16 protein-coding genes are annotated in these 23,446 nt (G+C 66.4%); 4 read left to right on the top strand and 12 right to left on the bottom strand.

Annotated features, from left to right (window positions below; all coding sequences use genetic code 11):
* Positions 1 to 484: 484 nt before the first annotated feature.
* Both ACIP4Z_RS25950 and ACIP4Z_RS25945 read right to left on the bottom strand, forming a co-directional pair.
* Positions 485 to 856, bottom strand: a complete 372-nt coding sequence (locus ACIP4Z_RS25950) for a hypothetical protein (RefSeq protein WP_355338343.1) — start codon at positions 854 to 856, stop codon at positions 485 to 487.
* Entirely contained in the window at positions 846 to 7,856 is a 7,011-nt protein-coding gene (locus tag ACIP4Z_RS25945; protein ID WP_401311964.1) for a polymorphic toxin-type HINT domain-containing protein, read from the bottom strand. The genes ACIP4Z_RS25950 and ACIP4Z_RS25945 overlap by 11 nt, the downstream gene beginning before the upstream one ends.
* Positions 7,857 to 8,269: 413 nt before the next feature.
* On the opposite strand from ACIP4Z_RS25945, the gene ACIP4Z_RS25940 reads away from it, so the two are divergent.
* Positions 8,270 to 11,479, top strand: coding sequence for a hypothetical protein (locus ACIP4Z_RS25940; RefSeq protein ID WP_401311961.1), 3,210 nt, complete (start codon positions 8,270 to 8,272; stop codon positions 11,477 to 11,479).
* Between the two features lie 190 nt (positions 11,480 to 11,669).
* Positions 11,670 to 12,491: a hypothetical protein gene (locus tag ACIP4Z_RS25935; protein ID WP_401311958.1), complete on the top strand. Its 822-nt coding sequence runs from the start codon at positions 11,670 to 11,672 to the stop codon at positions 12,489 to 12,491.
* Here the strand turns inward: ACIP4Z_RS25935 and ACIP4Z_RS25930 are convergent.
* The 4 genes from ACIP4Z_RS25930 to ACIP4Z_RS25915 all read right to left on the bottom strand — a co-directional run bounded on the left by ACIP4Z_RS25930 (position 12,475) and on the right by ACIP4Z_RS25915 (position 14,480).
* Complete coding sequence (locus tag ACIP4Z_RS25930; RefSeq protein WP_401311955.1) at positions 12,475 to 12,819, bottom strand: hypothetical protein; 345 nt, start codon at positions 12,817 to 12,819, stop codon at positions 12,475 to 12,477. The genes ACIP4Z_RS25935 and ACIP4Z_RS25930 overlap by 17 nt on opposite strands.
* 19 nt (positions 12,820 to 12,838) lie before the next feature.
* Complete coding sequence (locus ACIP4Z_RS25925; protein WP_401311952.1) at positions 12,839 to 13,390, bottom strand: DUF6907 domain-containing protein; 552 nt, start codon at positions 13,388 to 13,390, stop codon at positions 12,839 to 12,841.
* A gap of 65 nt (positions 13,391 to 13,455) precedes the next feature.
* Complete coding sequence (locus tag ACIP4Z_RS25920; RefSeq protein WP_355338325.1) at positions 13,456 to 13,836, bottom strand: hypothetical protein; 381 nt, start codon at positions 13,834 to 13,836, stop codon at positions 13,456 to 13,458.
* Between the two features lie 116 nt (positions 13,837 to 13,952).
* The gene (locus ACIP4Z_RS25915) at positions 13,953 to 14,480 is read right to left on the bottom strand and encodes an ATP-binding protein (RefSeq protein WP_401311948.1); all 528 of its coding nucleotides are present in this window, start codon (positions 14,478 to 14,480) and stop codon (positions 13,953 to 13,955) included.
* A gap of 233 nt (positions 14,481 to 14,713) precedes the next feature.
* On the opposite strand from ACIP4Z_RS25915, the gene ACIP4Z_RS25910 reads away from it, so the two are divergent.
* Positions 14,714 to 16,087 (top strand): sporulation protein, encoded by a 1,374-nt coding sequence (locus tag ACIP4Z_RS25910; protein ID WP_401311945.1) that lies wholly within the window; start codon positions 14,714 to 14,716, stop codon positions 16,085 to 16,087.
* Positions 16,088 to 16,095: 8 nt separating this feature from the next.
* On the opposite strand, the gene ACIP4Z_RS25905 is transcribed toward ACIP4Z_RS25910, so the two are convergent.
* The 6 genes from ACIP4Z_RS25905 to ACIP4Z_RS25880 all read right to left on the bottom strand — a co-directional run bounded on the left by ACIP4Z_RS25905 (position 16,096) and on the right by ACIP4Z_RS25880 (position 22,790).
* Positions 16,096 to 17,016 (bottom strand): phosphotransferase enzyme family protein, encoded by a 921-nt coding sequence (locus ACIP4Z_RS25905; protein ID WP_401311942.1) that lies wholly within the window; start codon positions 17,014 to 17,016, stop codon positions 16,096 to 16,098.
* Positions 17,017 to 17,178: 162 nt separating this feature from the next.
* Positions 17,179 to 18,909 (bottom strand): relaxase/mobilization nuclease domain-containing protein, encoded by a 1,731-nt coding sequence (locus ACIP4Z_RS25900; protein WP_401311939.1) that lies wholly within the window; start codon positions 18,907 to 18,909, stop codon positions 17,179 to 17,181.
* Positions 18,906 to 19,763 (bottom strand): plasmid mobilization relaxosome protein MobC, encoded by an 858-nt coding sequence (locus tag ACIP4Z_RS25895; protein ID WP_401311936.1) that lies wholly within the window; start codon positions 19,761 to 19,763, stop codon positions 18,906 to 18,908. The genes ACIP4Z_RS25900 and ACIP4Z_RS25895 overlap by 4 nt, the downstream gene beginning before the upstream one ends.
* Positions 19,764 to 19,955: 192 nt before the next feature.
* On the bottom strand, positions 19,956 to 20,774 hold the full coding sequence (locus tag ACIP4Z_RS25890; RefSeq protein ID WP_401311933.1) for a DUF2637 domain-containing protein: 819 nt from the start codon (positions 20,772 to 20,774) through the stop codon (positions 19,956 to 19,958).
* A gap of 395 nt (positions 20,775 to 21,169) precedes the next feature.
* Complete coding sequence (locus tag ACIP4Z_RS25885) at positions 21,170 to 22,330, bottom strand: DUF3631 domain-containing protein (RefSeq protein ID WP_401312245.1); 1,161 nt, start codon at positions 22,328 to 22,330, stop codon at positions 21,170 to 21,172.
* A gap of 253 nt (positions 22,331 to 22,583) precedes the next feature.
* Positions 22,584 to 22,790 carry a helix-turn-helix transcriptional regulator gene (locus tag ACIP4Z_RS25880; RefSeq protein WP_401311930.1) on the bottom strand — a complete coding sequence of 69 codons (207 nt, stop codon included), beginning with the start codon at positions 22,788 to 22,790 and terminating at the stop codon, positions 22,584 to 22,586.
* A gap of 137 nt (positions 22,791 to 22,927) precedes the next feature.
* On the opposite strand from ACIP4Z_RS25880, the gene ACIP4Z_RS25875 reads away from it, so the two are divergent.
* Positions 22,928 to 23,425: a helix-turn-helix transcriptional regulator gene (locus ACIP4Z_RS25875; protein WP_401311927.1), complete on the top strand. Its 498-nt coding sequence runs from the start codon at positions 22,928 to 22,930 to the stop codon at positions 23,423 to 23,425.
* Positions 23,426 to 23,446: the final 21 nt, after the last annotated feature.

Genomic DNA, 23,446 nt, shown 5'->3' with positions numbered 1-23,446 from the left:
CCGGCCCGGCAGCAGATCAGACGTCGATCCGCGACCGGTCCAGGGTCGTGGCGGAGTTGGTGATGAACCAATCCGACAACGTCCTGACCTGCGGCGAAGCCGCCAGGTGTGCGCTGACCTGGCATTTCTCCGCTTGCCAGCGTTGGCCTCCGACGGCCGTTTTCGACTGTCCTGCGGACCGTTTGCGGACCGCTTCAAGCAAACCGGCACCTACGCCACGCTCCTACCGCTGAGCCTGACGGCCACTGCGGCCGACCTCAAAATCTCCCGACACGAGGAAGCCGACAACCTCTCGCCGCTTGAGCCCGCTGATTTATCGGCGTCACAGTCGGCATCAATGCCCACGTCCGGCTCCGCCTCCAGCAATGTCTACACCCCACTGAAGAGAGCAACGATAGTCCACTCGCGGCAGCCGTCGTCCGCTGGCGTTGTCGCCAGCATAGGTTCACCTTTTAGCAAATAAGAATGATGTACATGCACCCAACTAACGAGTTCCCTCGCCCATCGCGACGAGAGCGCCATGAGCAGCGGTAACGACATCGTCCCAGAAGTGCGTTTGGATGATTTCCGAATCGCGCGATGACGGTACAGAAATTGCACGGTCCAGCACAGAATTCAACGCTTGCATAGCTGCAACTTCCTCCTCGTCGATGAGCACAAATCCTAGCCTCCCGCGCGGTTCCGCGAGAACGCCAGAGTCATCAAAAAAATCTAGCACATCATCGAGACCAGAATTATTTTGATCTCTCGACATCCAGTTTTTCTCCTGCCAATCCCTGTCACTCAACCTGATCAACCAGTCGATCAACTGAGCACGAATCCAGGGAGTCTGCAGATTGGCGGTTTTACGGGGCATTCCAATTCCTCCACGTCTGCCACTCACTAAGGGGGACATGAGCCTCCACTGGGTAATCCTGAATTCTTGCCCCAGCGGGAAGCAGCTGCCCCCCTCTGCCAACGATCCTGCCACCTGAGTTAATTATGACGTGATCAACCTGCTGGCTACCCCACTGCGAACCGGGGTCCCCCTTGTCTATACGGACACTGTCCTGTCCTTTCGGAGCACGCCACACAAAACCTTCTTTACTCTCGTTCTTCTTGAACTTCCTGGTCATACTGGGGCCCGACCACTCGTTGGGGATTTTTCCTGATCCATGCGGGAACCACCCCGGTCCAACTGGGCAAGGAGAATTATGGACGAGTACCGGGGTGACCCCTGCCAGCACGTAGTACGTGTGAAGTTGGGAGACGGTGAGGTTGTGCATGTCTGCTGCGCCGGGGGCGGGGCGGACGGCGGTGACGACGACGTGAGCGTTGTTGTCGGTTTCGAGTGCGTGCCCTGGGGTGAGTTGCACTGCGTTGACCCAGGCGTGGGTGGTGTCGTCCCAGAAGGGGTGTTCGGTGGTGGTGTGGAGGACCGAGGTGTGGCCGGGGGAGGTTTGCACGGTCAGGTCGAGCAGGTTGTCGTCGCTGTTGACCATCGTGGCGGTTACGGTGCGACCGCCTTCGTACTTGCCCGTGCCGGGGTCGGCGGCTGCGACCCTGTCGCCAACCTTCAGTTCACCGATCGGCTTCGAGGTACCGTCAGCGAGGAGCACGGGGGTGTCCGGCGAGAAGCTGTTTTTGCACCCATTCTTGAGACCGGCCCTGATCGCTGCGGCGACGTCGTCGAGCTCGCCCAGATCAGGGAGTTTGGCGCCTCCGGCTAGCATAAGGGCCGTGTCACTGTAGAGGTTCTTGCTTGCCTCTGAAACGGCCGCGTCTTTGGCGCACTCTTCGAAATGGCCGATGCAGTAGGTCGCAGCTATTTCTTGCGCCCCGGCCACATCGTTCGGGTGACCGAGTATGTACGTGTACGCCTTGGCGCAGGCCAGCCGTCCGAAGCAGGCGACCTCAGATTCCCCAGAACCAGGGGCGTTCGTGGTTGGGAACCAGTAGTTTCCTGAGTAAGGCTGATTGGGCATGAATGGGTGGAGCGATCGGGAAAGGTCGCCCCCACCTTGTGTCGTTGACGGCGAGTTGTCGTTTATCCATGTCCGTTCGGGTGTGGGCTCGCGTGGGTCCTTGGTTTTGTCGTACCTGGAGGTGGATGTCGGCACTCCGTTGGAGCAGTTGCTCATGGTGCCGTTCATGCATTCCATGACGCCGAGCCCGGTGGGGTCGCTGAGGGTGACGGGGCTATTGTCGCTGTAGCCGTAGCCGCCGAGGGACTGGGGGTCGGCGAGGTCCAGTTGTGGATCGACGCTAATGAAACGGCCGGTGGTGGTGTCGTAGTCGCGGGCACCGAGGTGGGTGTAACCGGTGGCGGTGTCAATGTCGCCGCCGACGAAGCCCTTTTGGCCGGGCCAGAAGGTGGGAGTGGTGCCGCGGGGGGCACCGTAGGGGAGGGTTTTGCGGCGGTTGACGGCGAGTGTCGTGGCGCTGATGGAGAGGGTGTTGGTGCCGTGGGGGTCCGCGACGAGGAGGCGGACCCTGGCGTCGCTGCTGGTGCGGATCGCGGAGCCGCCCGGGACGGCGTAATAGCGGTTACCGGCAAGGGCGTTCGTGGACTTGGTGAGGACGAGTTCTTGTCCGCCGGGCAGATACAGCGTGGTCTCTGCAGGTTCCCGCTTGAGCAAGCGAGTGCCCTGGGTGTCGTAGACGAACTTCGTGGTGGCGCCGGACACTGTCGAGGTGGCGAGGCTGCCTTCGTCGTTCCAGGTGAGGCCCTGCGCGGCTCCAGTAGCGGGGGTCTTCGTGGTGAGGTTGCCGGCCTCGTCGTACTGGTAGGTGTCTGTCCCCGTGGCTCCGCCGACGGCGGTGACGTTGAGCACCGCGTGCGGCCGTGCGACACCGGTGGTAGTGGGGTAGGTGTAGCTGCGGATTGTGTTGGCCGTGATTGGTCCAGCTTTGTGCTGAGTCTCCGTGGCCCGGTCGGCGCTGTTGGTGAAGGTCCAACTGGTCCAGTAGGGATCCACGGTGCCGAGCGCCGGGGTACCTGTGCCGTTGTCCGGTCGTGTCGTGCAGGCGTCAGCAGTTGTCCATGCTTCCGACAGGCGCCGGGCCCAGTCGTAGGCGAAGCATTGGTCGTCGGCGATGGTGCCGTCGTTCTGATCGTCCCGGACCCGCGTGATGTTCCCGGCCGTGTCGTAGGTGTACTTGATGTTCGACAGGGTCTGCGGTCCGGACGCCTGGCGGTCGACGAGCGTTGATGCCAGGCGGTGAGTGATGGCGTCGTAACCGAGGGTCTGGACGACCATGGCTCCGGTATTGCCGAGCTGAGCCTGGGCGAGTTCCCCGTACGGGGTGTAGCTGGTACCGCGCAGGTAGACCTGCGACAGCGTGCCGTCGACGATACCGAGTTGGTCCTGAGCGCCGTAGTGGTTGGTGACGGTCTCTGCGGGCAGGGCCGTCGTGGCATTGGCATTGCCGGTGCTGTAGGCCGTGGTGGTGGGAAGGCCACTGACTGGAGTGTAGGTGCTGGCGACGGTGTAGGTGCCGGCAAGCATTTCCTCTCCAGTCACGGAGGGCACTGTGACCTTGGTGCCGGTGGCCTGGCCTGCGGAGTCATAACCGGTCACCGCCGTTGTGTAGGCGGCGACCGGAGTCTGGGTGGTGTCGTAGCGGATGGAGGAGGCGGGAAGTCCCTTGCCACCCGAAGCGGTGTCATAGGCCCACTCGGCAAGCTTGGTGCCGGTAGTCGACCCGGTCCGCAGGCTGGTCTTGCGGCCGAGTTCGTCGTACGTGTTGGCCAGAGTGATACCGCGCGCGTCGGTGACAGTGGCGACCTGACCGTCGCTTCCGTATGTGGTAGCGCTTGCGCCCTTGTCTGGGTCGCTGGCGGTGATCTGGCGACCGCGCAGGTCGTAGCCGTAGGTCCAGGAGTTGCGGCCGGAGGCGTCGGTGACCTTGGACAGCTTTCCGGCCCGGTCGTAGGCGTAGGTGATCTTCTCGTACTGGCTCGCTGCGGCCCCGATGAGCGGGTTACGGTCCTTGTACTGGCGCAGTTCGGTGGTTTGGCCCCGGATATTGCTGACGGTGAGGGTCGCGGTGCCGCCGGTCGGGGGAGCAGTCGAGGTCCAGGTGTCTCCGTACGAGGTCGTGGTGCGCCACTTCTCCGCGTTGAGCGATAGAGTGATCACCGCGGTCGGCCGGTTGCGGCCGTCGAACTCGGTCACGGTGGAGACGGGAATCTGGTCGGGGACGACCGTCAGCAGCGTGGTCGAGACGGCCTTGTCGTTGTAGAACGGCGCGTCGGTCTGGAAGGGCCGGCCGAGGGTGTCATAAAAGGTGTCGGTGACGACACGTCCCGTAGTCCCGACCGCATCGGTCTGCGTCTGCCGTTGCCGGAGCAAGGAGTCGTAGATCCCGATCGAGGTACCCCAGGTGCCGTCCTCGTACAGGTTCTTCGACGTGACCGTGGAAGGTACGGTCGCGGAGACGTTGTAGGTGAACGTCGCGTTGGGGTTGGCGCTGGTAGGTCGCCCGGTGCTCCACCCCTTGGTGAGACGTCCTAGCGCGTCATACTCACTCGTTGCCGTGCGCTGGTTGGCATCGGTAGTTTTCAAGGTGAGCCCGCGCAGTCCGTCGAGGACGGTCGTGGTGGACTGCGCCTTGACATTCGTGACCGTCAGCATGGTGGGCTGAGCACCAGTGGCCGGGGTGTAGACGGTGGTGACGGGCTGGGCATCCTGACCCTTGAGAGTGGTTACCCGCCCGTACTGATCGTGCACCGACTGACTGGTGGTATCCCAAACCAGTTGACCACCGGTTTGGAGCTTCGACGCCTCCTCAGTCTTTGTGGCGTTCGCCTGACCGGGAGTAGGAGCAGCCCCTGGGGCGCTGTTGTCGTAGCTGGTGCGGGTGGAGGCGGTGACCGCCGTGGGGGGGTAGTCGGCACCGCAGGTGCCCTGGTCGACGTTCGTGACCTGGGCCGGGTAACTGATGAGCCAGTTGGTGGTGTCGGGGGTGACGTAGGACGTGCGGGTGCAGTTCGGCTCCACCCCGTGGGCGGTGTCGCCGCCGTCTCCCTCTGCGGTGACGAGCCCGTAGACTGTGTCGTAGACACGGTTGGTCGTCAGGGTGCGCCAGCTCGTGCCGTCGTCCGTCAACGTGCTGGCCTTCTCGGTGACGGTTCCCGAGTGGCGGGCGAGAGCGGCAGGCAGGGAGGGCCCGGGGACACTGGGTTTGTCGGGGTCGGTGACGCCAGTGACCGGCTGAGTGGCGGTGGGGTCGGACTCCCACGGCAGGTAAGTGGATTTGGCGACGACCTTGCCGCCGATTCCGTCCTTGTCGAAGGTGCGGGCTTCGGCGATACGGCCGGAGAAGTCGTTGCGGTCGGCGATGCCGTTGACCGTGTGGACCGTTCTGGGGCTGCCGTTGGCGAGGGTGTCGCCGGACATACCGAGGAAGTAACTGGTCTCGGTCTTTGTGCGGTTTGTCGCGCCAGTGAGGGTGCGAACCAGACCGTAGCCGCGGAAGTCACTCCAACTGCGGTGCTTGTCGACAGTGAACTCGGAGGTGTCACGCCGCCAGTTCGGGCCGCTCTCGTACTGGTATGTGGTGGTCGTCGATGCCGAACCACTGCCGGCGGTGGTGTCGTCCTCGACGATCTGGGTGACCACGTACTTGTGGAACCAGTCCTTGACCGGGTCAATCGCACCGTCCGGCGTCCACCAGGACGGATAGCAGCGCTTGGTGTTCTGGTCAGGCGTGGGCAGGTCGGTCGGGGTGCACTCGGTGGGGCTGTAGGTAATCAGGATCTGACCGCCGGTCTCATTGGTGACCTGCCCGAGGCGGTACTTGTTCAGCGGAGGGCGGCCTTCGGCAGCGTTCACCCGGTTGGGCATCGGCCCATTCCCGAAGCCGAAGGTCGTCTTCGGCAGCGTGATGTCGGGCAGTGATCCGGCCTTGGCGGTGTGCTGGATCGAGTCCAGCCACAGTGTGGGAGTCGAGACATCCCCGGTGGGCGGGAAGGACTGAGCAAGCGTCCAGGTGTCGACCGGTTGCAGAGTGCTGCCTTGCAGCGCGAAGGTGTTGATGTCCGTCAGTCGCTTACGGGACCAGAACGAGGGTCCGGTTTGCAGACACTGTGTGCCCGCAGTGCAATTCAGGTCGACCGGCACGTCCGGCCAGTTTGTGGAGTGGGCGGCGTCGAAGGTTCCGCAACTGGCCAGGCAACGTTCGGTGGTTCCGAAGGTGACCCGGCCAGCGGGGTTGGTGGTGGAGTAGACGGCACCGACCCGCAGACCGTAGTCGATGCGGTTCAGATACCCGCCGCGGATGTAGGAGACCGGTGTGGCGATCTTGCCGTTCTGTGCGTAGTAGCCGGTCTCCTTGGCGTAGTAGAGGGCCATGGCGTCGTTGTGCGGGTCCACCACATAGTCGAGGTTCCAGCGCCAGCCCTGCGTTTCGGCCGACGAGGCGAAGTCCGCGCCGTGACCAGGCTCCCCGGTGTGGTTGCCGTAGACCGGAACGGTGAAGACGGAGTTCGTCTCCTCCTTGCCGCTGGTCCAGTTCGGCAGGCGGTTCTTCCCGAACCAGTACTGCGTGCCGTCGAGCGCGGTGACCTTCCAGTACTCGTTGTCCGCATCCCCGTTGACGTCTCCGGGTGAACTGCCGAAGACCTGCTCGACACGGGAGCCGTCGTCGTTGGCCAGTTTCCAGGTGTTCTTGCCCGCGTCCCAGACGAGGGCGCTGGACTTGCCATTCAGCGAGAGTGTCGCGTTCGGCGATTTCCAGCACAAGTCGCCGACCTTGGCCGTGTTGTTGCCGCCCTGTTTGTCGTTCTCGCACGAGGCATAAGTGCGCTCGATGAACCCCGGTGAGTACTCCCAGCCCTCACCGATCCACGAGGTCTGATTGTTGGTCGAAGAGGTGCGACCGTCCACAGAGGAGGAGCTGTACGACAAGGCCACGTTCGGCTCCAAGGAGCCGGGCACGGGCGGAACGGCCAGCGGCATGTCCCAGCCGAACGCGCCGGAGTTACCGCCTGCCGACCACGATCCGGCCTGAGCCAGCGACGTCGCCTTGAACGACCCCTCGTCGCCGCTCGTTCCGGCGGTGGCGGCCAACACCACCATGCCGCTGTCGGCGGCGGTGCGCTCAGCACCTGACTGGTTCGGTGGGAACGAAACTGTCGAGGTCAGGGTCCGGGCCGCGCTGTCGTTGTCGGTCGGCAGGGGGAGGCTGGTGAGGCATCCGACCTTGCTTGGCGTGGTCAGCGCGCAGGCAGGCATCTGGACCAGCCGCAGCCGAGACGACCATCCTGCGGCGAACGCCGACTCCACATCGGAGTAGTCGACTTGGACATCGGCCGCGGCGGTCGCCGGGACACTGCCCACGGGCTGAAGTGAGAGCAGCAAGCCCTGGACACCGGCCCGTTCCGCGGTCCCGTGGTCGGCGAGGGTGACGTGGACGCGGTCCGGTGCGGCGGTGGCGCTGCCGAGGGTGCGTGCGGACCGGGCATCGGCCTTGGCTCCCGCGGCAGGTTGGGTGGGGCGGCCGACGCTGATAGGTAGCGTCCCGGCCCGAGCCCGCTGGCTGCCGACTCCCTTAGCGGTGCCAGTCGCCACCACGGGCACCGTGACATCTGCCACGCCACCGACTGGCCAGTCGGCCTTCTTCAGCGGTTTCCATGATTCGTGCTGCGGCGGCACGGTGGGGGCAGGCGAGACAAGGTCTTTGCCCGAGACCGATGCGGTCTTCGGTACGGGCCGGACCGTGAACCCGTCGCCAGGTTTGGCCCACGCAGGGGCGGCGAGCAGTGACAGCCCGAGAGCGGCGGAAAGCGGACCGACCATAACGGAGCGAAAGCTGAATCGTCCGACCGGCGAATGAGCCGAAAACGGCATGCCAAAGCCACGGCGGAACATCATGGAATCCCCACCCCTAGAGCCACACCCGTAAAGAACCTGTAAAGCAAAGCGGATTCAATGGTGTCTACGCAAGACCCAGAGAGCCCATGCCCGAATCATGATGATTTTTCCGCAGGATCAACTGCCGTAGACCGAACAAATAACCCTGGACGGCCATTTATGCCCACCCGCTAATCAATCGGACAAGTCACCCCAAAATATCGCCTCCACTGGAAGGGCAAAGTGGAATTTTTCATTCCGTTGTCTCGGCATTCACTACCCTGGAGCACTTTAAAAATGTGGGGAGTTCCGAATAACCTGCGGGTCCCACGTATTCTGCGTGCGCTCCAGAAAGGCGCCTCATGAGAGACCCCCGACCGAAGGCCCAAAGAAGAGGGCGCCCGGTAGCGTTCCTTCTCGCCCTTGGACTATCGGTGACTGCCGTCGCCACGCTGGCACTGCCTGCCGCAACCGTCGCTGCCGCCGACGACGGACCCCCGGCAAATCCGCCGGCCTCCGAGGCCATGGCGTTCGACACCGCGGCGGAGACCGGACAGCGCGTCGAGATCGAGGATCTACGGGAAGCGTCATCCGAGGTCTTCGCCAACCCAGACGGCACGGTCACCCGACGCGAGTACTCCACTCCGATGTGGTCGCGATACGAGGGCGAGTGGAAGAGGGCAGACGCCACCGTGATCCAGCACCCCGACGGAACCGTGGGCCCCGTCTCACCAGCCTTCGGTATCACCTTCTCCGGCGGCGGCACCACAGCGTTGGCAACCATGACCAAGGACGACAAGGTCCTGTCCTTGTCCTGGCCCACCGCGCTGCCGCAGCCCGAGCTCAGCGACAACACCGCCTTGTACCGGTCGGTTCTTCCCGACGTGGACCTCCAGGTCATCGCCGAAGTCGACGGGTTCACCGAACACCTGATCATCAACACGCCCCAGGCCGCTGCGAACCCCGAGGTGCAGAGCATCAAACTCGGCGTCGCCACGAACGGGGTCACCCTGACCAGCGACGCCGAGAACAACCTGACCGCCACCGACACAGACGGCAACACCGTCTTCAGCGCTCCGCCCCCCAAAATGTGGGAGCAGCCCGCCAGTACCGACGAACGGCCCGCCGGAACAGCTCCGCACACCAACGACATTGCCCGCACGACCACGTCCGACGCGGATGTTGATCAGCCACGAACCGCTCCGGTGGGCGCCACGGTCAGCGACGGCACTCTGGTCTTGACCCCGGATCCCACATTGTTGGCCACGGCCGGCCAATTCCCACTCGTCGTCGACCCAGTGTTCACCGGTGGGCAACGCACAAAGTGGGCAGTTGTGTACTCCGCCACCCCGAGCGACTCCTACCCGAACGGTTCCGGCTGGCACTCCGGCACGCCGAGTGACGAGCCGCGGGTCGGTTTCAACGGAACTGGCCGCACACGGTCGTTCTTTGCCGTGAACACCGATGGCCTGGCCGGTGCGAACATCCTCGACGCGACCTTCGCCGTGGTCGAAACCCACTCATGGGGGTGCGACAAGTCCGTCGCCGGACCAACCGAACTGTGGTCAACCGGCAGTATTGACACCACCCCGACCTGGAACAGCCAGCCTGGATGGGCGGCCAAACTGGACTCCGCCTCCTACGCCCACGGCAACCCCACATACTGCCCAGGCAACCTAGGGCATGACTACCACTCCACAGCGCTCACCAACTACGTTCAGCAGGCGGCCAACAACGGCTGGAAGGCGTTGGCCTTCGGTATGCGTGCCGGTGACGGCTACGAGGACAACCAGAACAGCTTCAAGCGTTTCAAGAACAACCCCGCGCTCGAAATCACCTACAACTACAAGCCGACCGTCGACAGCCACGCCGCGTGGGAAGGCTCATGGAGTCCGGGAGGCGACGGCAACAAGGTAGTCGCGTGTGGCAGCCTTATCGGAAACAGCGGCATCACGCTGACCGCGAAACTTACCGACAAGGACCGCGGAACGGTCACCGGCGAATTCTCCGTGGCCACATCGGGCGGCGCCGCAGTGTCCTTCAGCCCCTCCACCGACACCGTCTCCAGCGGCCAGACAGCTTCCGTCACCGTTCCCGCGTCAAAACTAACCAACGGGTCCTACACCTGGAAAGTCCGTGCCAAGGACCAGGAGAACACCTATAGCGCCTATACGGCCTCCTGTGGGTTCCAGGTCGACCGTATCGGCCCCGCAGCAACCGTTGTCGTCACCAACACCGACGGCACCGCAGCCGACGAGCCCACCGACAAATACCCGGCCCGCAAGGCCGTACAGCTCAAGCTCTACAACTCCGCTAACGACGTTGCCGGTTTCTGCTGGAGTATGGACCAGTACCTGTCGGCCGCCAGCGATCGCTGCTCGAACGGCGCCTGGGTGAACGTCGGTACCGACCATCACACCGCCACCATTTCCGTGGTCCCCAGCGGCTGGCCGGTCAGCATTCTCCATGCTCTGGCCTACGACCTCGCTGGCAACCATTCTCCTCTCGACAAGATAACCGACGCGACAGTCCTCAGCACTACACAGCCCGAGTTCGTCTACGGTCCCGGGAAGGACCCCGGTTCCGGTCTGGCGACCGGTGACCTCGCAGGGGACCTCGACGGGGACGGCTACCCCGACCTGATCGCCACAGACAGCGAGGGCAAACTACTGCTGTACTCAGGAGATGGCACCGGCAAGGTCGCCGCAGCCAAGACAGTCGGACTCTCCGGCTGGAGCGGCGCCCTCATCGCCCACCGCGGCGACCTGCGCGGCTTCGCCAGCTCGACCGCAGCGCCAGACGGCTACGAAGACTTCGTCGTGCGCCTCAGCAACAACAGACTCTACGTCTACGGCAGTAACGGCCTGGGCTCTCCCAACTACGACACCCGCCGCGAACTCGTCCACACGAATGTCGACGACGCCGCGGACTGGATCCGTATCCGGCAGGTCATCATGCCCGGCGACATAGACCTGAACACTACGCAGGGCCACGAAAGAGGAAACGACCTCATCACCATCGAATGCACAAGCGCCGCCTGCAGTAACGCCAATCTGTACCTCTACACCGGAAACACCGTCGGCAGTGGAACCGCCGCATCGCAGAACCAAGTCGAGCCCTTCGAACTGGGCAATCGCGTGACCATCGGAAACGGCGGCTGGAAGGATTACACCAACCTCGCTGTCGGCGATCAAAACGGCGACGGCATCCAGGATATTATCGCCCGGGACCCTAGTACCGGCCAGCTCTACCTGTATCCCGGCCAGCTCATCAACGGGAGTTACTCACTGGGCGCTCGCACCGTCTACGGCACCGCAAGCTGGCAGCTACGTCCGTATCTGGCCTCCCCCGGAAACGTCCAGGGGACCGTCACCACCGCCACCTACAGCGACCCTGACGCCGGCGCCGACATCGCCTATCGCCAGTTCCAACCCACCGACGGCGAAACCTACGGCGACCTGTGGGCCACCACGCCAGCCGATGCCAACGCCACCATCAACTACGTCGACGACGCCGGCGCGGCCATGAGTACCAACTGCCCCACCGGCTGTCTCCTGTTCTACCCAGGAGGACCCACCGCCCACCGCAGTCCCCACCTCGTGGGCACCGCCGCCTGGGCCACCCGCATCACCGGCATCTTCTGACCTGCCAGGAGCATGAACCACAGTGCACGGGCTGAACAGAGCTGACTGCAGAGCCTGTTCAACCTCTGTTCAGCCCGTGCAGTCAGCGACACCAGGTCGATACCTGCCGCAAACGGCCCTAAGATCCGTACGGCCGTTTACAACGGCAGCCGGGGCACAGCTGTCTTAGAGCAAGAATGAGACATTGAGCATGAGAACAGAGAACACAGTGAGCATAGGCAGAGCAAAGCCCAGCCTGGCAACGATAGGAGTGCTCGCCGTATTGGCTGCGGTCTCCAGTTGCGGATCGAATGGCACCCCTCGCGGCGACAACGCCACGAAGGGCGAGGAGACTTCATCGGCAGCAGCGCCTTCCGGAGCGACACGTGCCCCTTCGTCGGTACTTCCGCCGAAAGCGCCCGGCGGCGTCCTCGATCAACACGGCCTGGACACGGCTGCTTTGGATCCCTCGGATCTCATCGGCTACGAGATCCTGACTATCGGCGGCAAAGGAAAACCTGTCGGCCTGCTCGACACAAGCCAGCGCATCCCCATCGCACCGGCCGCCTGCCAGCCTGTCTGGGACGTGATCAGGTATCGAACGGCTTACCCCGCTACCGGCCGCGTCGTCCAAACCGCCGAGGACACGTCACAGGACAACGGTCAACAGACCTCCATCATCCTCGCCTCCTACACCCCGACAACCGCGAGCCTGGCGATCTCCGACCTCCACCAAGCGCTCCGCAAGTGCACAGCCTTCAAGGGAATACCAGGAGACACCGAATACACCTATAACAACCTCAAGGAACTACCTGACCCGCACCTCGGCGACGAGGCGATCTCTTACCGAATGACACGGACACTCCGCGGAAAAGCAGCCACTATGGTGCCACCGACACAACACTCCTACATCGTCGTTCGCATCGGAGCGACCCTGATCACCTTCTCCTCGTTCGGAGTCTCGAAAGAAAACGATAAAGACACCCAAATCCCTCTGCCAGTCCTTGCTGCACAGATCAAGAAATTGACCTGACGCCCCCGACCGGCGTTTCATGCTTCACGCCGGTCATCGTCAGGGTCGGCGTCCGGCAGTCGTACGTCTTGGCCGCGGACCAGGCGACGCAGCGCGGGGCGTTGCCGCACATGCTGGACGCGGAGCCGTCGGCGTTGAAGCACGCCACGTCGAGGACCAGGGGGTCGGTGCTCGTCACGGCGGTGAGTACGAGGCCGTCCGCTCCGATGCCGGTGCGCCGGGCGCACAACTGCCGCGCCGTCGCGGACCAGTCCCGGTGTACGTCGGGGAGAGGGCGCGCGAGCAGGACGAAGTCGTTGCCAGCGCCGTGGAGCTTCTGGAAGGACACGGTTGTACCCCTCTCTCCTTCAACTGCGGACGGACGAGGGGTGGTGGGCCGCCCAGTCCGTGCGGGCGCTGAGCAGCAGGGGCCGCACGTCGTTCTCGATGCGCCCGGCGAGCGTGCGCAAGGTGGCTGCGAGGGCGATGAGCGCGTCCGGGTCGAGGCCGGTCATCCAGCAGTCGGGGGTGATCTGGACCTCGGCGAAGGGGACGCGCGGCTCTGAGGAGTCCGGGAAGGGGTGGCACATGATGCTGCTGGCGAAGATCATGACCGCCTCCGGCAGGCCGGTCGCTCCGCCCGTTTCGGCGGTGTGCGCACGGAGGGAGGCGCCCTCGAAGTCCGCCCAGTGCGTGATGTCGGCCATGCGGGCGGGAAGTTGACCGGCGGGGACACCGTGGGCGGTGGGGTCCTCCTGAGCCCAGTCGGGCAAGTGGCCCGCGACGACGGAGCCGTCGTCCGCGGTGATTATCCAACGGTTGGAGACCGTGATCGTCTCCGATGCGGGCGGTGAAATGGGAGCGTCGAACGCTTTGGGTGCGGAGTTACGGGTCCGCGTAGCCGTGGCGGCAGGGGGCATGGAAGTGAGTCCTTCGTGAGATGGGAATCATGAGAGCCGAGTCAGGCGCCGGGCTCTGCCAGCGATCAGGCGGAGCGCTCGGGCGCAAGGAGGCGCGAGTCAGCCAACTCCCAGCTGTGGCCGCCCGGATGGCCCTCGAACTCGCTGCACGCTTCCCCGAGCCGTACGGCCGGGCAGTCCGGCAACTCGACGACGGTGCTCGGCTCCGCGCCGTCACACCACACCGTCCACAGAGACCCTGCGTGCGGACCCCGGAGGCCCAGAACAAGCGCCTGGTGCTCCGAGTTGTCGTGGTCGATCGCGCATACGAGTTCCTGCTGGGCGTCGTCGTCCGAATACGTCCCCGGCGTGAGGGCGTTGGCCATGGTGAGCGCGGCCTTTACCAGCGCCGGCGGTGAGACCACCCGCCGGCCGCAAATGAGCCGTTCCTCCTGGGCACCGGGCATGAATTCGTGTTCCTTCGGTGAGTGGAGCCGCTTTCGGCGGCATACGGGCGGGCGGCTGCCGACTCGCGGTCATGGCGACCGGCACGCGTCGGGTGCGGCGCGGTGGGTCAACGGCGTCATGTCCCAGCTCCGACAGCAACGACGGACCGCGGCAACTGGTCAGCTTGATCGGCGGCAGGCACGCTGTCCGGCGCCACCCCGTCCGTTGCCGCGCGTGGCAGGGAGAGTCGGGCCCAGACGAGCTTCCCTGCGCCGTGAGTGGCGTAGACGAAGCCCCAGGCACCTTCAGTCAGAGCCGCGACGAGCAACAGCCCGCGTCCGTTCTCGGCGTCCTCGGACAGAGGCCGGAGGATCGGTGCCCGCCGACTTGCGTCGTGCACCACCACGTAGAGGTGGCCAACGACGACCCGCAGTTCCAGAACGGAAGACAGCGGCGAGTGACGCGGACGCGACTCCCCGGTCTCGGCGTGCCGGATGGCGTTGGCGACCAACTCCGTCACGATGCTCAGCGCGTCGTCCAGCACCTCATCAGGCATGCCCCACTCGCAGAGGACATCCCGCGCGTGACGCCGGGCGTCGCTGACGCCAACCAGCTCGTGCCCTAGATCGAATCGACTCTGAAGAACCGCCGTTGCGGAAATCATCGCTTCACCTCCCTGCTGCGACATGCACCACGGAGCCGGCCTGTCAGCCGCTCCACCGGGTGTGCTCGCCAGTCAACGGCGACGGCAAGGAGAGCGGCAGCGTTCACCGGGGAGTTCGCGAGTACGGGAGGTTCACCGCGCGTCGAGGGGGTTCACTCATGAACCCCCTGCCCCAGCCGACCGGAGCGTGACAGGATTGCCACTCGCCGTCACCACCCGATGGCAGGGGGACCATGGACAGAGAACCCAACCGCCGCCTCGCCGCGTTGATGGCCGAGGGGGGAGCGTCCAACAAGGGCCTAGCCCGCCGCGTCCGCGACGTTGCGCTGCGGCACGGCGTCCGCGTCGGCACCACTCACGTGTCAGTGCAGCGGTGGCTCGACGGCGCCGGCATCCAGGCCGAGAACGCGGCGTTCGTGGCAGAAGCGCTCGGCGCCAAGTTAGGCCGCAGGATCACCCCCGCCGACTGCGGCTTCTCCAGCCCGACGATCAGCCCCGCTCCGAACGGTACGACCTACGCGGCGACTCTCGCCGAGGCCCTGGGCGTACTCGACGGACTGACGCAACTGCGGCCCGAGGGCAAGCCACCGGCCGTCGAGTTGCTGCACGACAACGAGGTCAACGCCGCCGTGCTGTCCTGGCTCGTCACACGACCCGACGGGGTTCCCTCTGACCGGCCCGCGTCCCGTCGCATCGGAATGCGAGATGTCGCCGCAGTCCGGACCGCGGCGGAGATGTTCATGCACCTGGACTTTCTCTACGGGGGAGGTCACGGTCACAAGGCGCTGCGTCACTACTTCCGGCACGAGGTCCTGCCGTTGCTGGACGCCGGTTACAGCGAGCGCGTCGGCTCCGCCCTCTTCAACGCCGCAGCCGAGATTTCCCAACTCCTCGCGTGGACCGCCTATGACAGCGGCCACCACCGCCTCGCGGACCGGTACCTCCTGTCGACGCTCAGGCTGACGCAGGTGACCGGCGACCGGATGATGGGGTCGCGCATCCTCGCCAACATGAGCCACCAGGCAAATTACCTCGGGCAGGTGCCGCGAGCGGTTCGGCTGGCGAGGGCCGCGGTCGAGGGCGGTAGCAACGGTCGGGCAACACCGCGCGCGATGGCGATGTATTCGGCTCACGAGGCGCGCGCCCTTGCGACGGCCCGGGACGCGAAAGGCGCGCAGCGCGCCATGCTTGAAGCCGAGAACCACCTAGCTCATGTGGGTGAAGGAGGTGATCCGCCCTGGCTTGCCTACATGGACGAAGCCGAGCTCGTGGGCGAGTTCTGCCACTGCTTCCGTGACCTCGGCGCATCGGCCCAGTCCGTCAGCTACGCCGAGCAGGCGGTCGCGCTCACCGATCCGAAGTACGCCCGGTCGCTGGGTTTCTGCCGGATGGTGCTCGCGCAGAGCCAACTCCTGGACGGGCAACTTGAAGCGGCCGTCACGACCGCGGGTCTCGCGGTGACGGCGGGGGACGCTCTTCAATCGGCCCGCTTCCAGCGCTATGTCCTGGACTTCCAGCGCGAGGTCTCGGTGCACGCCGGCAACCCAGAAGTGCAGCAGTTCAACGACCACGTACGGACGGCGCTCTCCGGCCTGGACGACCAGTAGCGGCGACGTCAGCCGGGATGCCAGTCACGGGGCGCCTGATCGTCGCGGAGCGAGGCGATACGGCGCGCGTACTCTCTGGCGACCTCGTCGCTCTCACCGACGTTCTGCATGAGCCAGGTGGTCATCTTGAATTCCTGGACCGCTCGCAGCGTCGGAAAGCCCGGCCAGTCGCGCAGATCGCGCCCGTACGCGCCGACGAACTCCGCGTACTGGTCGGGCGTCTGCCAGCCCAGGCTGTCGTGCTCCGTGGCCGTCACCATCAGATCCCATTCGGGATGGTCACGGCAGAAGACTTCGAAGTCGATGAGGATCACGCGGTCGGAGCGGTCCACCATCAGGTTCTGGACGTGTGCGTCGCCGTGGACGGGACCGACCGGGGAGGCGAACGACAACTGTCCGATCTCACGTTCCAGTTGCCGGTGGCGTTCCCGCAAGAACTCCCGGTCGGACTCGGAAATGCCGACCGCCTTCTCGATCCTCAGGACCGACCGACCCATCGGCTCGAACCTCGGAAGGACCAGCGTCTCCGGCATCCGCAGCGCGTGCAGTTCGCGCAGGATCGAACCGAGTTCGCCATACGTCGCCGCCCGACCGCTCTCCTCGATCCGACGCCAGAACGTCACCGGGTGACCGGACACAACGACCGCCTGCTCAATGTCCTCCACGACCTGCGCTGCCGGGAATCCCTCGTCCGCCAGCCACCGCGATACTCCTACTTCCCGACGCGCGGAATCCAGGTACTCCTCCGAGCGCGCGATCCGTACGATCACCGGCTGGCGTTCCAACCGGAACAAAGCGTTCTCGCCGAGGCGAATCAGCCGCGCTCCCCCGGCGTCCAAGCCCGCCGCGCCGCATGCCTCCACCATGACCTGGCGGGCACGCGACGAGGTGAAGCCCTCGTGACCGCGCCCAGCACCGGACATCGGCATTACGCGACCACTCCCCAGCTTCGATACATGGCACACCACGGACGGCAGCCAAGCCGCCATGACGTACGCGGCGGACTGCGTCTGCGATCTCGACGGTATAGAAGCACGACCCCACGCGCGTACTTGGACGGGCGTCGAGTAGTCATGGTCCTGGGTGGGCGACTACCGATGAGACCGGGCGCGGTCCGGAGGCGGGGCGGAGGGTGAGGAGATCGGTGGAGCGGCCGTCACCGAAGGGAACCCTGGGAACACCGCTTGGGAGCGTTGGCGGGCGGCTTCGGCGCGGGGGTTGGGTGCGGGGTTGCGGGTGGTGTGTTGGATGCGGCCGAGGAGGACTTGGGCGGGTTGGCGGGCTGAGTCAAGTTCACGGCGGGCGGCTGCTTCGGTCAGGAGTGCGCGGGGTGAGTGGCCTGCGGCTTGGGCGTCGGCGAGGACGGTTGCGAGGGCGGGCCAGGTGGGGTCGGTGAGGATGCGGTCGGCGTGGTCGGGGACGGCGGCGCGGACGTGTGCGGCGAGGGTGTGGGTGATCTCCATGGTGGGCTGCCGGTGGGTGAGGGCGGTGAGGTGCGGGGCGGCGGCCTGGTCGTAGGCGGCTTGCAGATGGATCACCGCGGTACGGGCTGCTTCTGCCTGCTGGCGGTGGCCACGGGCCTGGTGCCAGCGGGCCGCGAGGATCGCTGACCAGACCAGGGCGGTGAGCAGGACGGCGAAGGCGCTGCCGTCGGGGCCGTCGCCGGCGTGGGCGATGTCGCGGGCGGCCTGGCGCAAGCCGGTTGCGGTGTGGTGGTCTGCGCGGATGCGGGAGCGCTGGGCGCGGGCGAACTCCCTGCTTGCGGAGCGCAGTTGGTTGCGCAGTTCGGCGGGTCCGGTCTGGGCGGTGGCGTCGATGATCTCGCCGAGCGCGGTGATCTGCGCCTGCGCCCGCGCGTCGTCCCAGGCGTCCGGGTGCTGGGTGAGGTGGTCATGGAGGGAGTCGAGGGCGCTGGTGGTGCGCTGCCAGCAGGTGCTGGGCCGGTTGCGGCGGGCCGTTGGCTGTTCCTCCGGCGCGCTCCCCGCGAGGCGGTCACGGAGTTTGGGGAGGGTCAGGTCGGGGGCGATTTTCCCGCCGGGGATGTAGAGCTGGGTGCCGTCGGCTTTCAGGTCGCCGGGGCGGCCGACGCTGTAGCCCTGGAGGTCGCCCGAGGGCAGCCGGCGGACCTTGACCTCGACACCGTCGGCCTCAAGATAGGCGAACAGCTCCTCCACACTGGCGGCGTGCGGGATGGCAGCCCGGACGCGCTCCTGCAGCCACTGGCGGCTGGTCTGCTGCCAGCCGAGCCGTTCGGCCTTGTGCATCTCGGCCTGGGTGGGGCGGCGGTCCCCGGTCCGGTCGCCGGGCGCGACCTGGTGCAGGCCCAGCTCCTTTTCGATGAGGCGGGCTTCGGCCTGGGCGCGCATGCCGCAGTTGTGGAGTTTGGGGCGGCGGCCGTCCTCGCGGACGGTGGTGGCCAGGATGTGGATGTGGTCATCCGCGTGCCGCACGGCGATCCACCGGCAGGCCAGCGGGTCACCGTCGGGGGCGATGCCCGCGGCGTGGACGATACGGCGGGCGATCTCGCCCCACTCGGCGTCCGACAGGTACCGGTCGCCGGGTGCGGCGCGCACGGGGCAGTGCCACACGTGATCGGTGACGGGCTTGCCGAAGCCCTCGTTGCGGAGGCGGACGGGGGCATCGAGGATCCGGCCGAGGGCGGTGAGGGTGGCGTCCAGGTTGCGGCCGGGGTCGGGCAGGCCGCGGGGGCTGAAGGAGGCCACGATGTGCGGGTCGTGGTGCTCGTCATGCCGGCCGGGACCGTAGAGGTAGGCCAGCAGCCCGCGGGTGTTCCCGCCGGGCTTCTTCACCGAAGGGATCACGCGTCCTCCCCATCGCTGGGCGCGGTGGGTTCGGTGGGCAGGAGCAGCGCGCAGGCGATACGGGTCAGCAGCAGGTCCAGGTCCTCCAGGCGTTCGCGGATGTCGGGTTCGATCCGGTCGTCGCGGTGCAGCACGTGCACCATCTGGTTGATGTTGACCCCGATCCGGTTGACCTCGTACCGGATCTGCGCGCGGAACCCCTGCACCGCCTGCCGGTCGGTGTGCAGCGGAAGATCGACGGTGAACGCGCCCCGGATGAACGCCAGCGCGATATCCGCCAGGTACCCCGACAGCGTGCTCCCGTAGCCGTGCCGGTCGGCTGCCGACAGCAGCTCGGCATGCTCGGACTCCGTAAAGCCCACCGGCCCGACCCGCAGCCTGCGGCGCTTGCCGTTGAACCGGCGGATCCTGCCCCTCGGCATCACCTGGGCATTGGCGGGCACGGCGAGCGGCGGCACATCGAGCGCGGGAACGTCGGCATGGATGAACGCTGCGTCTTCCTCGCACGCGTCGTCACTGGTATTGATCGGCGCGCTTCGGACACGTTCGCCGGCGTGCGCGGCAGCAAGGACGGTGCGTTGTATGGCGTCGAGCCGGTCCATGCCGGGGCCGGTGGCGGCGCCTGCTTCTCCGTCCGGCGCGCCCTCGCGCCGGGCCTCCTCCGCCACCCCCGGGGCGGAGGACCCCAGACTCCGGCCAACAGTCGGAGACTGGGTACAACTGGCTCCGCCCGGGGCCGTGCTGGTGAAGGCCCGCCGCCACAGACCCGCCAGTTTATGGCCCTTGGCGGCGGGTCCGGGGCTTTCCTCGGCGTCCGTGCCGGTGTCGGGGGTGGGCTTCACGGTGATCTCCATCGGGGTGTTTCCGGTGTAGCGGATGACGGTGCGGGTCCTCTCGATTACGGGTCATGGTTCGGACGGGTGGCGGTTTGGCCGATCCGGGTTCGCGGTGTAGAAGAGCGGCGCCCGGATGTGCGGAAGCCCCATGCGGGAGTTCCGCACATCCGGATCGCGGACATGCGCAAGCCTTGGTCGGCGGAGCTTTGGTCAGGCGTCCGCAGGATGCGTCCGCGCCGGTTCCACCGCTTCGGCGGCGGGGGCGTGTTCGCCCTTGAGGTGCTTCATCAGCTGGGTCAGCCGGGAGCTGGCGACCGGTGTACCGGTGTCGCTTATCGCCTGCTTGACCACGGCCAGGCTGAGGCCGTGCTCAGCGACAGCGGGGCGGGCTATCGCGATGAGCTGGTCCATGGATGCCGCCGGCGGTCGTCCCGTGCGTTTGCCGGTCGGGGCGCGCTTGGCGTTCTCCGGTCGGCTACGGGCGGGTGCCGGTATTCGGTCCGAGGCTGTGACCTGTGCGCGCTCCGGCTGCTGGACCGCAGCCGCGACCGCTGCGTCGGGTACGCGACCGGTGCTGGTCGGAGTCGTGTCCGTGACGGTGGGTGTGTGGAGGTGGCGGAGCAGCGTGGGGCCGACAGTTCCCCAGCCGAGCAGGAGTGCGGGGGCGACGGTGTCCAGTGCGGCACGGCCGTAATGCTTGGCGAGCAGAGGTTCGGCGGTGTTCAGGGCAACGGTCAGCAGCCCACACAGGTGCATCAGCCTCGTGGCCGAGCGCAGGTGGGCGGGGTCGGTGCCGTGGGCGGCCAAGTGGTGCAGGGCAACGAGCAGGCCGACCACAGACAGGTCGACCATCGGGGCTATCAGCGGCGCGATCGGGCGCGGTATGCCGAGCCGGAGGGCCAAGGCCCAGACGTTGCCGAAGGAGAACACGAAGGCGAGCGTGGCGATGACCGCCATCACGACCGTGATCGTCGTGCGGGCGAACGCTCCCGTGGCGGCCGGGTCGGCGTTCGGTGGTGTGGTGGGCATGCGGGAGAAGATCCTTACGGACGTGGGCTTGCTGGAAGATCCGTCTTGCCGTCTTGGCCGTTGCAGCCGCAGGTCAGGCCGGTCACGGCAGTGGGCCGACGGTGCCGTCTTAGGCACGGCAGACTGCCGTCACTGATCTGCCCGGCGGGACGGCGGCGCGCTGGGACGGCGAGTGCGGTGCTGCCGTCCCAGCCGCGCCATGTGTGACCTGCGGCGGTACGGCGGGGACGGTCAAGACGGCACGGGACGGGTACGGGCGCCGTCCCAAGGCGGCAACGCGACCAGGTGATGATCGCGTTGCCGTCTTGGACCCGGTTGCCGTCTCGCGAAGACCCTTGTTGGCCTGCGGTGTTACGGCAGGGACGGCAAGGACGGCAGCCCGGGGGCGGCTGGGCTCAGCCCGTACCGGATGCTGGGCTGCCAGCGGCGGGGTGGACCGTGGGGCAGTAGCGGCGCCATGGGTCGAGGAACTTGCCGCGCGTGTAGCCCTTGCGTTGGGTGCCGTCGGCGATGCGGACGTTGCCCGAGACGATCCCGAACTCCCGCAGCAGCGAGCCGAGGTCTCGTGCGGACAGTCCGGCCCTCCCCCACTCCCCCCACGGCGCCTCGGGGTCCGAGCGGAGTTCGGCGAGGAGGTCGGTGGTGGTCAGGCTGTCCGGCTCGCGGCGGGCGAAGAAGATCCGCCGGATGTCCGACAGGACCCTAGCGCCGCCGGGGTTGTCCTCCTCCGCCTGTGCTTCGGCTGCGACCATCCGAACGCATGCCTGCCGGGCCAGGTCCGGCCACGGTCCGCCTGCGAGGTCGGCGACGATGACCAGCGGCTCCCAGGTGTCGGCGGCGCGGTCCTCCACCGGCAGCTCCGGCTCCAGGTCCGCGGCCGTGTCCACCAGCGGTCCAGACCAGGAGACGATGCGCTCCCGCAGGGCGTGCAGAGCGGGGGTGTCGCGCCTGGACCGGAACGGGTGGACCCGCTCGCCCTCGGCCCGGCGGCGCATCCGGATCACCACCGACCGGTCCATGATCGTGTCGGGGAGGTCGCCGATCCCGGCGAGGGCAGCCATGGCGAAGGTGGCGAACCGGTGCGGGGTGTGGTCATTGCCGACCACGCGTGTGACGTAACGATTGCGCTGGTGACCGGCGTTGAGCAGGCCGCGCAGCTCCTCGTTCTTCTCCGCGACCTTCACGCTGCCGAAGATCGTGTCGGCTTCGTCCACCAGAAGGGTTGGCGGCTGGTCGCCGATGGACCGGAAGACCGCGGCCGGCGTCGTGTTGACCGTCAGCATCGGCTCGTGAACCGTCTCGGTCAGCACATCCAGCAGCCGGGACTTGCCGCACCGCTTGGCTGGGCCAACGACCGCCAGGCGCGGGGCATGCTGCCAGGCGGCCTGCAAGTGTGTGGCCGCAACCCACAGCGTGGCCGCGTCAAGCGCGTACGTGGAAGGCAGGATGACGAAGCGGGCTATCTGCGACCGCAGGGCACCCAGCAGCCGCGAGCCCTCAGCAGCACCCCAGTCCAGGGGCTTCGGCGCCACGACGGGCGATACCTCCACCACCATCTCCGATTCGGCCCGCTCGGCGGGCATCTGCCGGATCTGCTGGCCCGGCACGGTGACCGGTGGCCACGGAGGCAGCGGGGATGCGCCGTCGGGAGTCGGGGGCGTAGCATTCATGCTGAACTCCTCTCGGTGAGGCTGTGGCTGGCAGGCCCGCCTTCACCGTGGTGAATCGATAGCTCGGTTGCTGGGATGTTCACGAGGCCCTCGGCGTTGGTAGCGCCGGGGGTCGTTTCGTTTTCCGGGGCTGCGCGCATCAGGCCCCCAGGGTCCAGTCGTCGCGGCTGGGGCTCTGCTGGGCCAGGCGCTCCTCGAAGAGGGTGAGTTCGGCCTCGCTGTACAGGACCCGGCGGCCGATCCTCACCCCCTTGGGCCCGTAGCCGATGTGGCGCCAGTACCGCACGGTGCTGTCAGCCGTCCGGTAGCGCTCGGCCACCTCGGCGGTGGTCAGGTAGCGGTCCATCTCTCCTCTTCGACTAGGTCGCTAGCGATTTTGAATAATGATCCCACACAAAGTGCCGCTATGCAAATCGCATAATCTATGGTACATTTTGACTAGACCCTGGGGAACCCGACCACGCCGGAGAGGAGACACGAACGATGACCGGGACCGACCACGGCGGCGCCCCGCTGCTGTACAGCGAAGGCAACGCCGCCGCACGCATCGCCCTGGAACGCGAGACGAGAGGCTGGAGCACCACCGAACTGGCAGCCCGTATGACCAAGGCCGGCGTCCCGATGAACCAGACCGCCGTGTGGCGCATGGAGAACGGCAAGCCCCGCCGCAAGATCACTCTGGACGAAGCCCTCGGCTTCGCCCGCGTCTTCGAACTGCCTCTGGAAGAGCTCATGTCGCCGCCACTGGACGGCATCGACCTCGAAGGGCGGCGCTTCGTCCAGGAGGCCGTCGAAGCCTTCTACGAATCCCGCGACGCCCAGGACCGCCTCCACAGAGCCGTCACCACGATCGCCGCCTATCTGAAAGCCCACCCGGACAGCTCCACCGCTATCCACCAGCAAGCCCTCCGCCTCATGGGCGAGGAGCGCGACGCACGCGCCCTGACCGAGTACATCGAGGACGGGGGCTACTACCACTGACCCACAGGAAGAGAGCCTGAC

This window comes from Streptomyces sp. NPDC088910 (assembly GCF_044749865.1).
In the GTDB taxonomy this organism is placed as follows: Bacteria; Actinomycetota; Actinomycetes; order Streptomycetales; family Streptomycetaceae; genus Actinacidiphila.
This window is presented reverse-complemented; position numbering and strand designations above follow the sequence as displayed.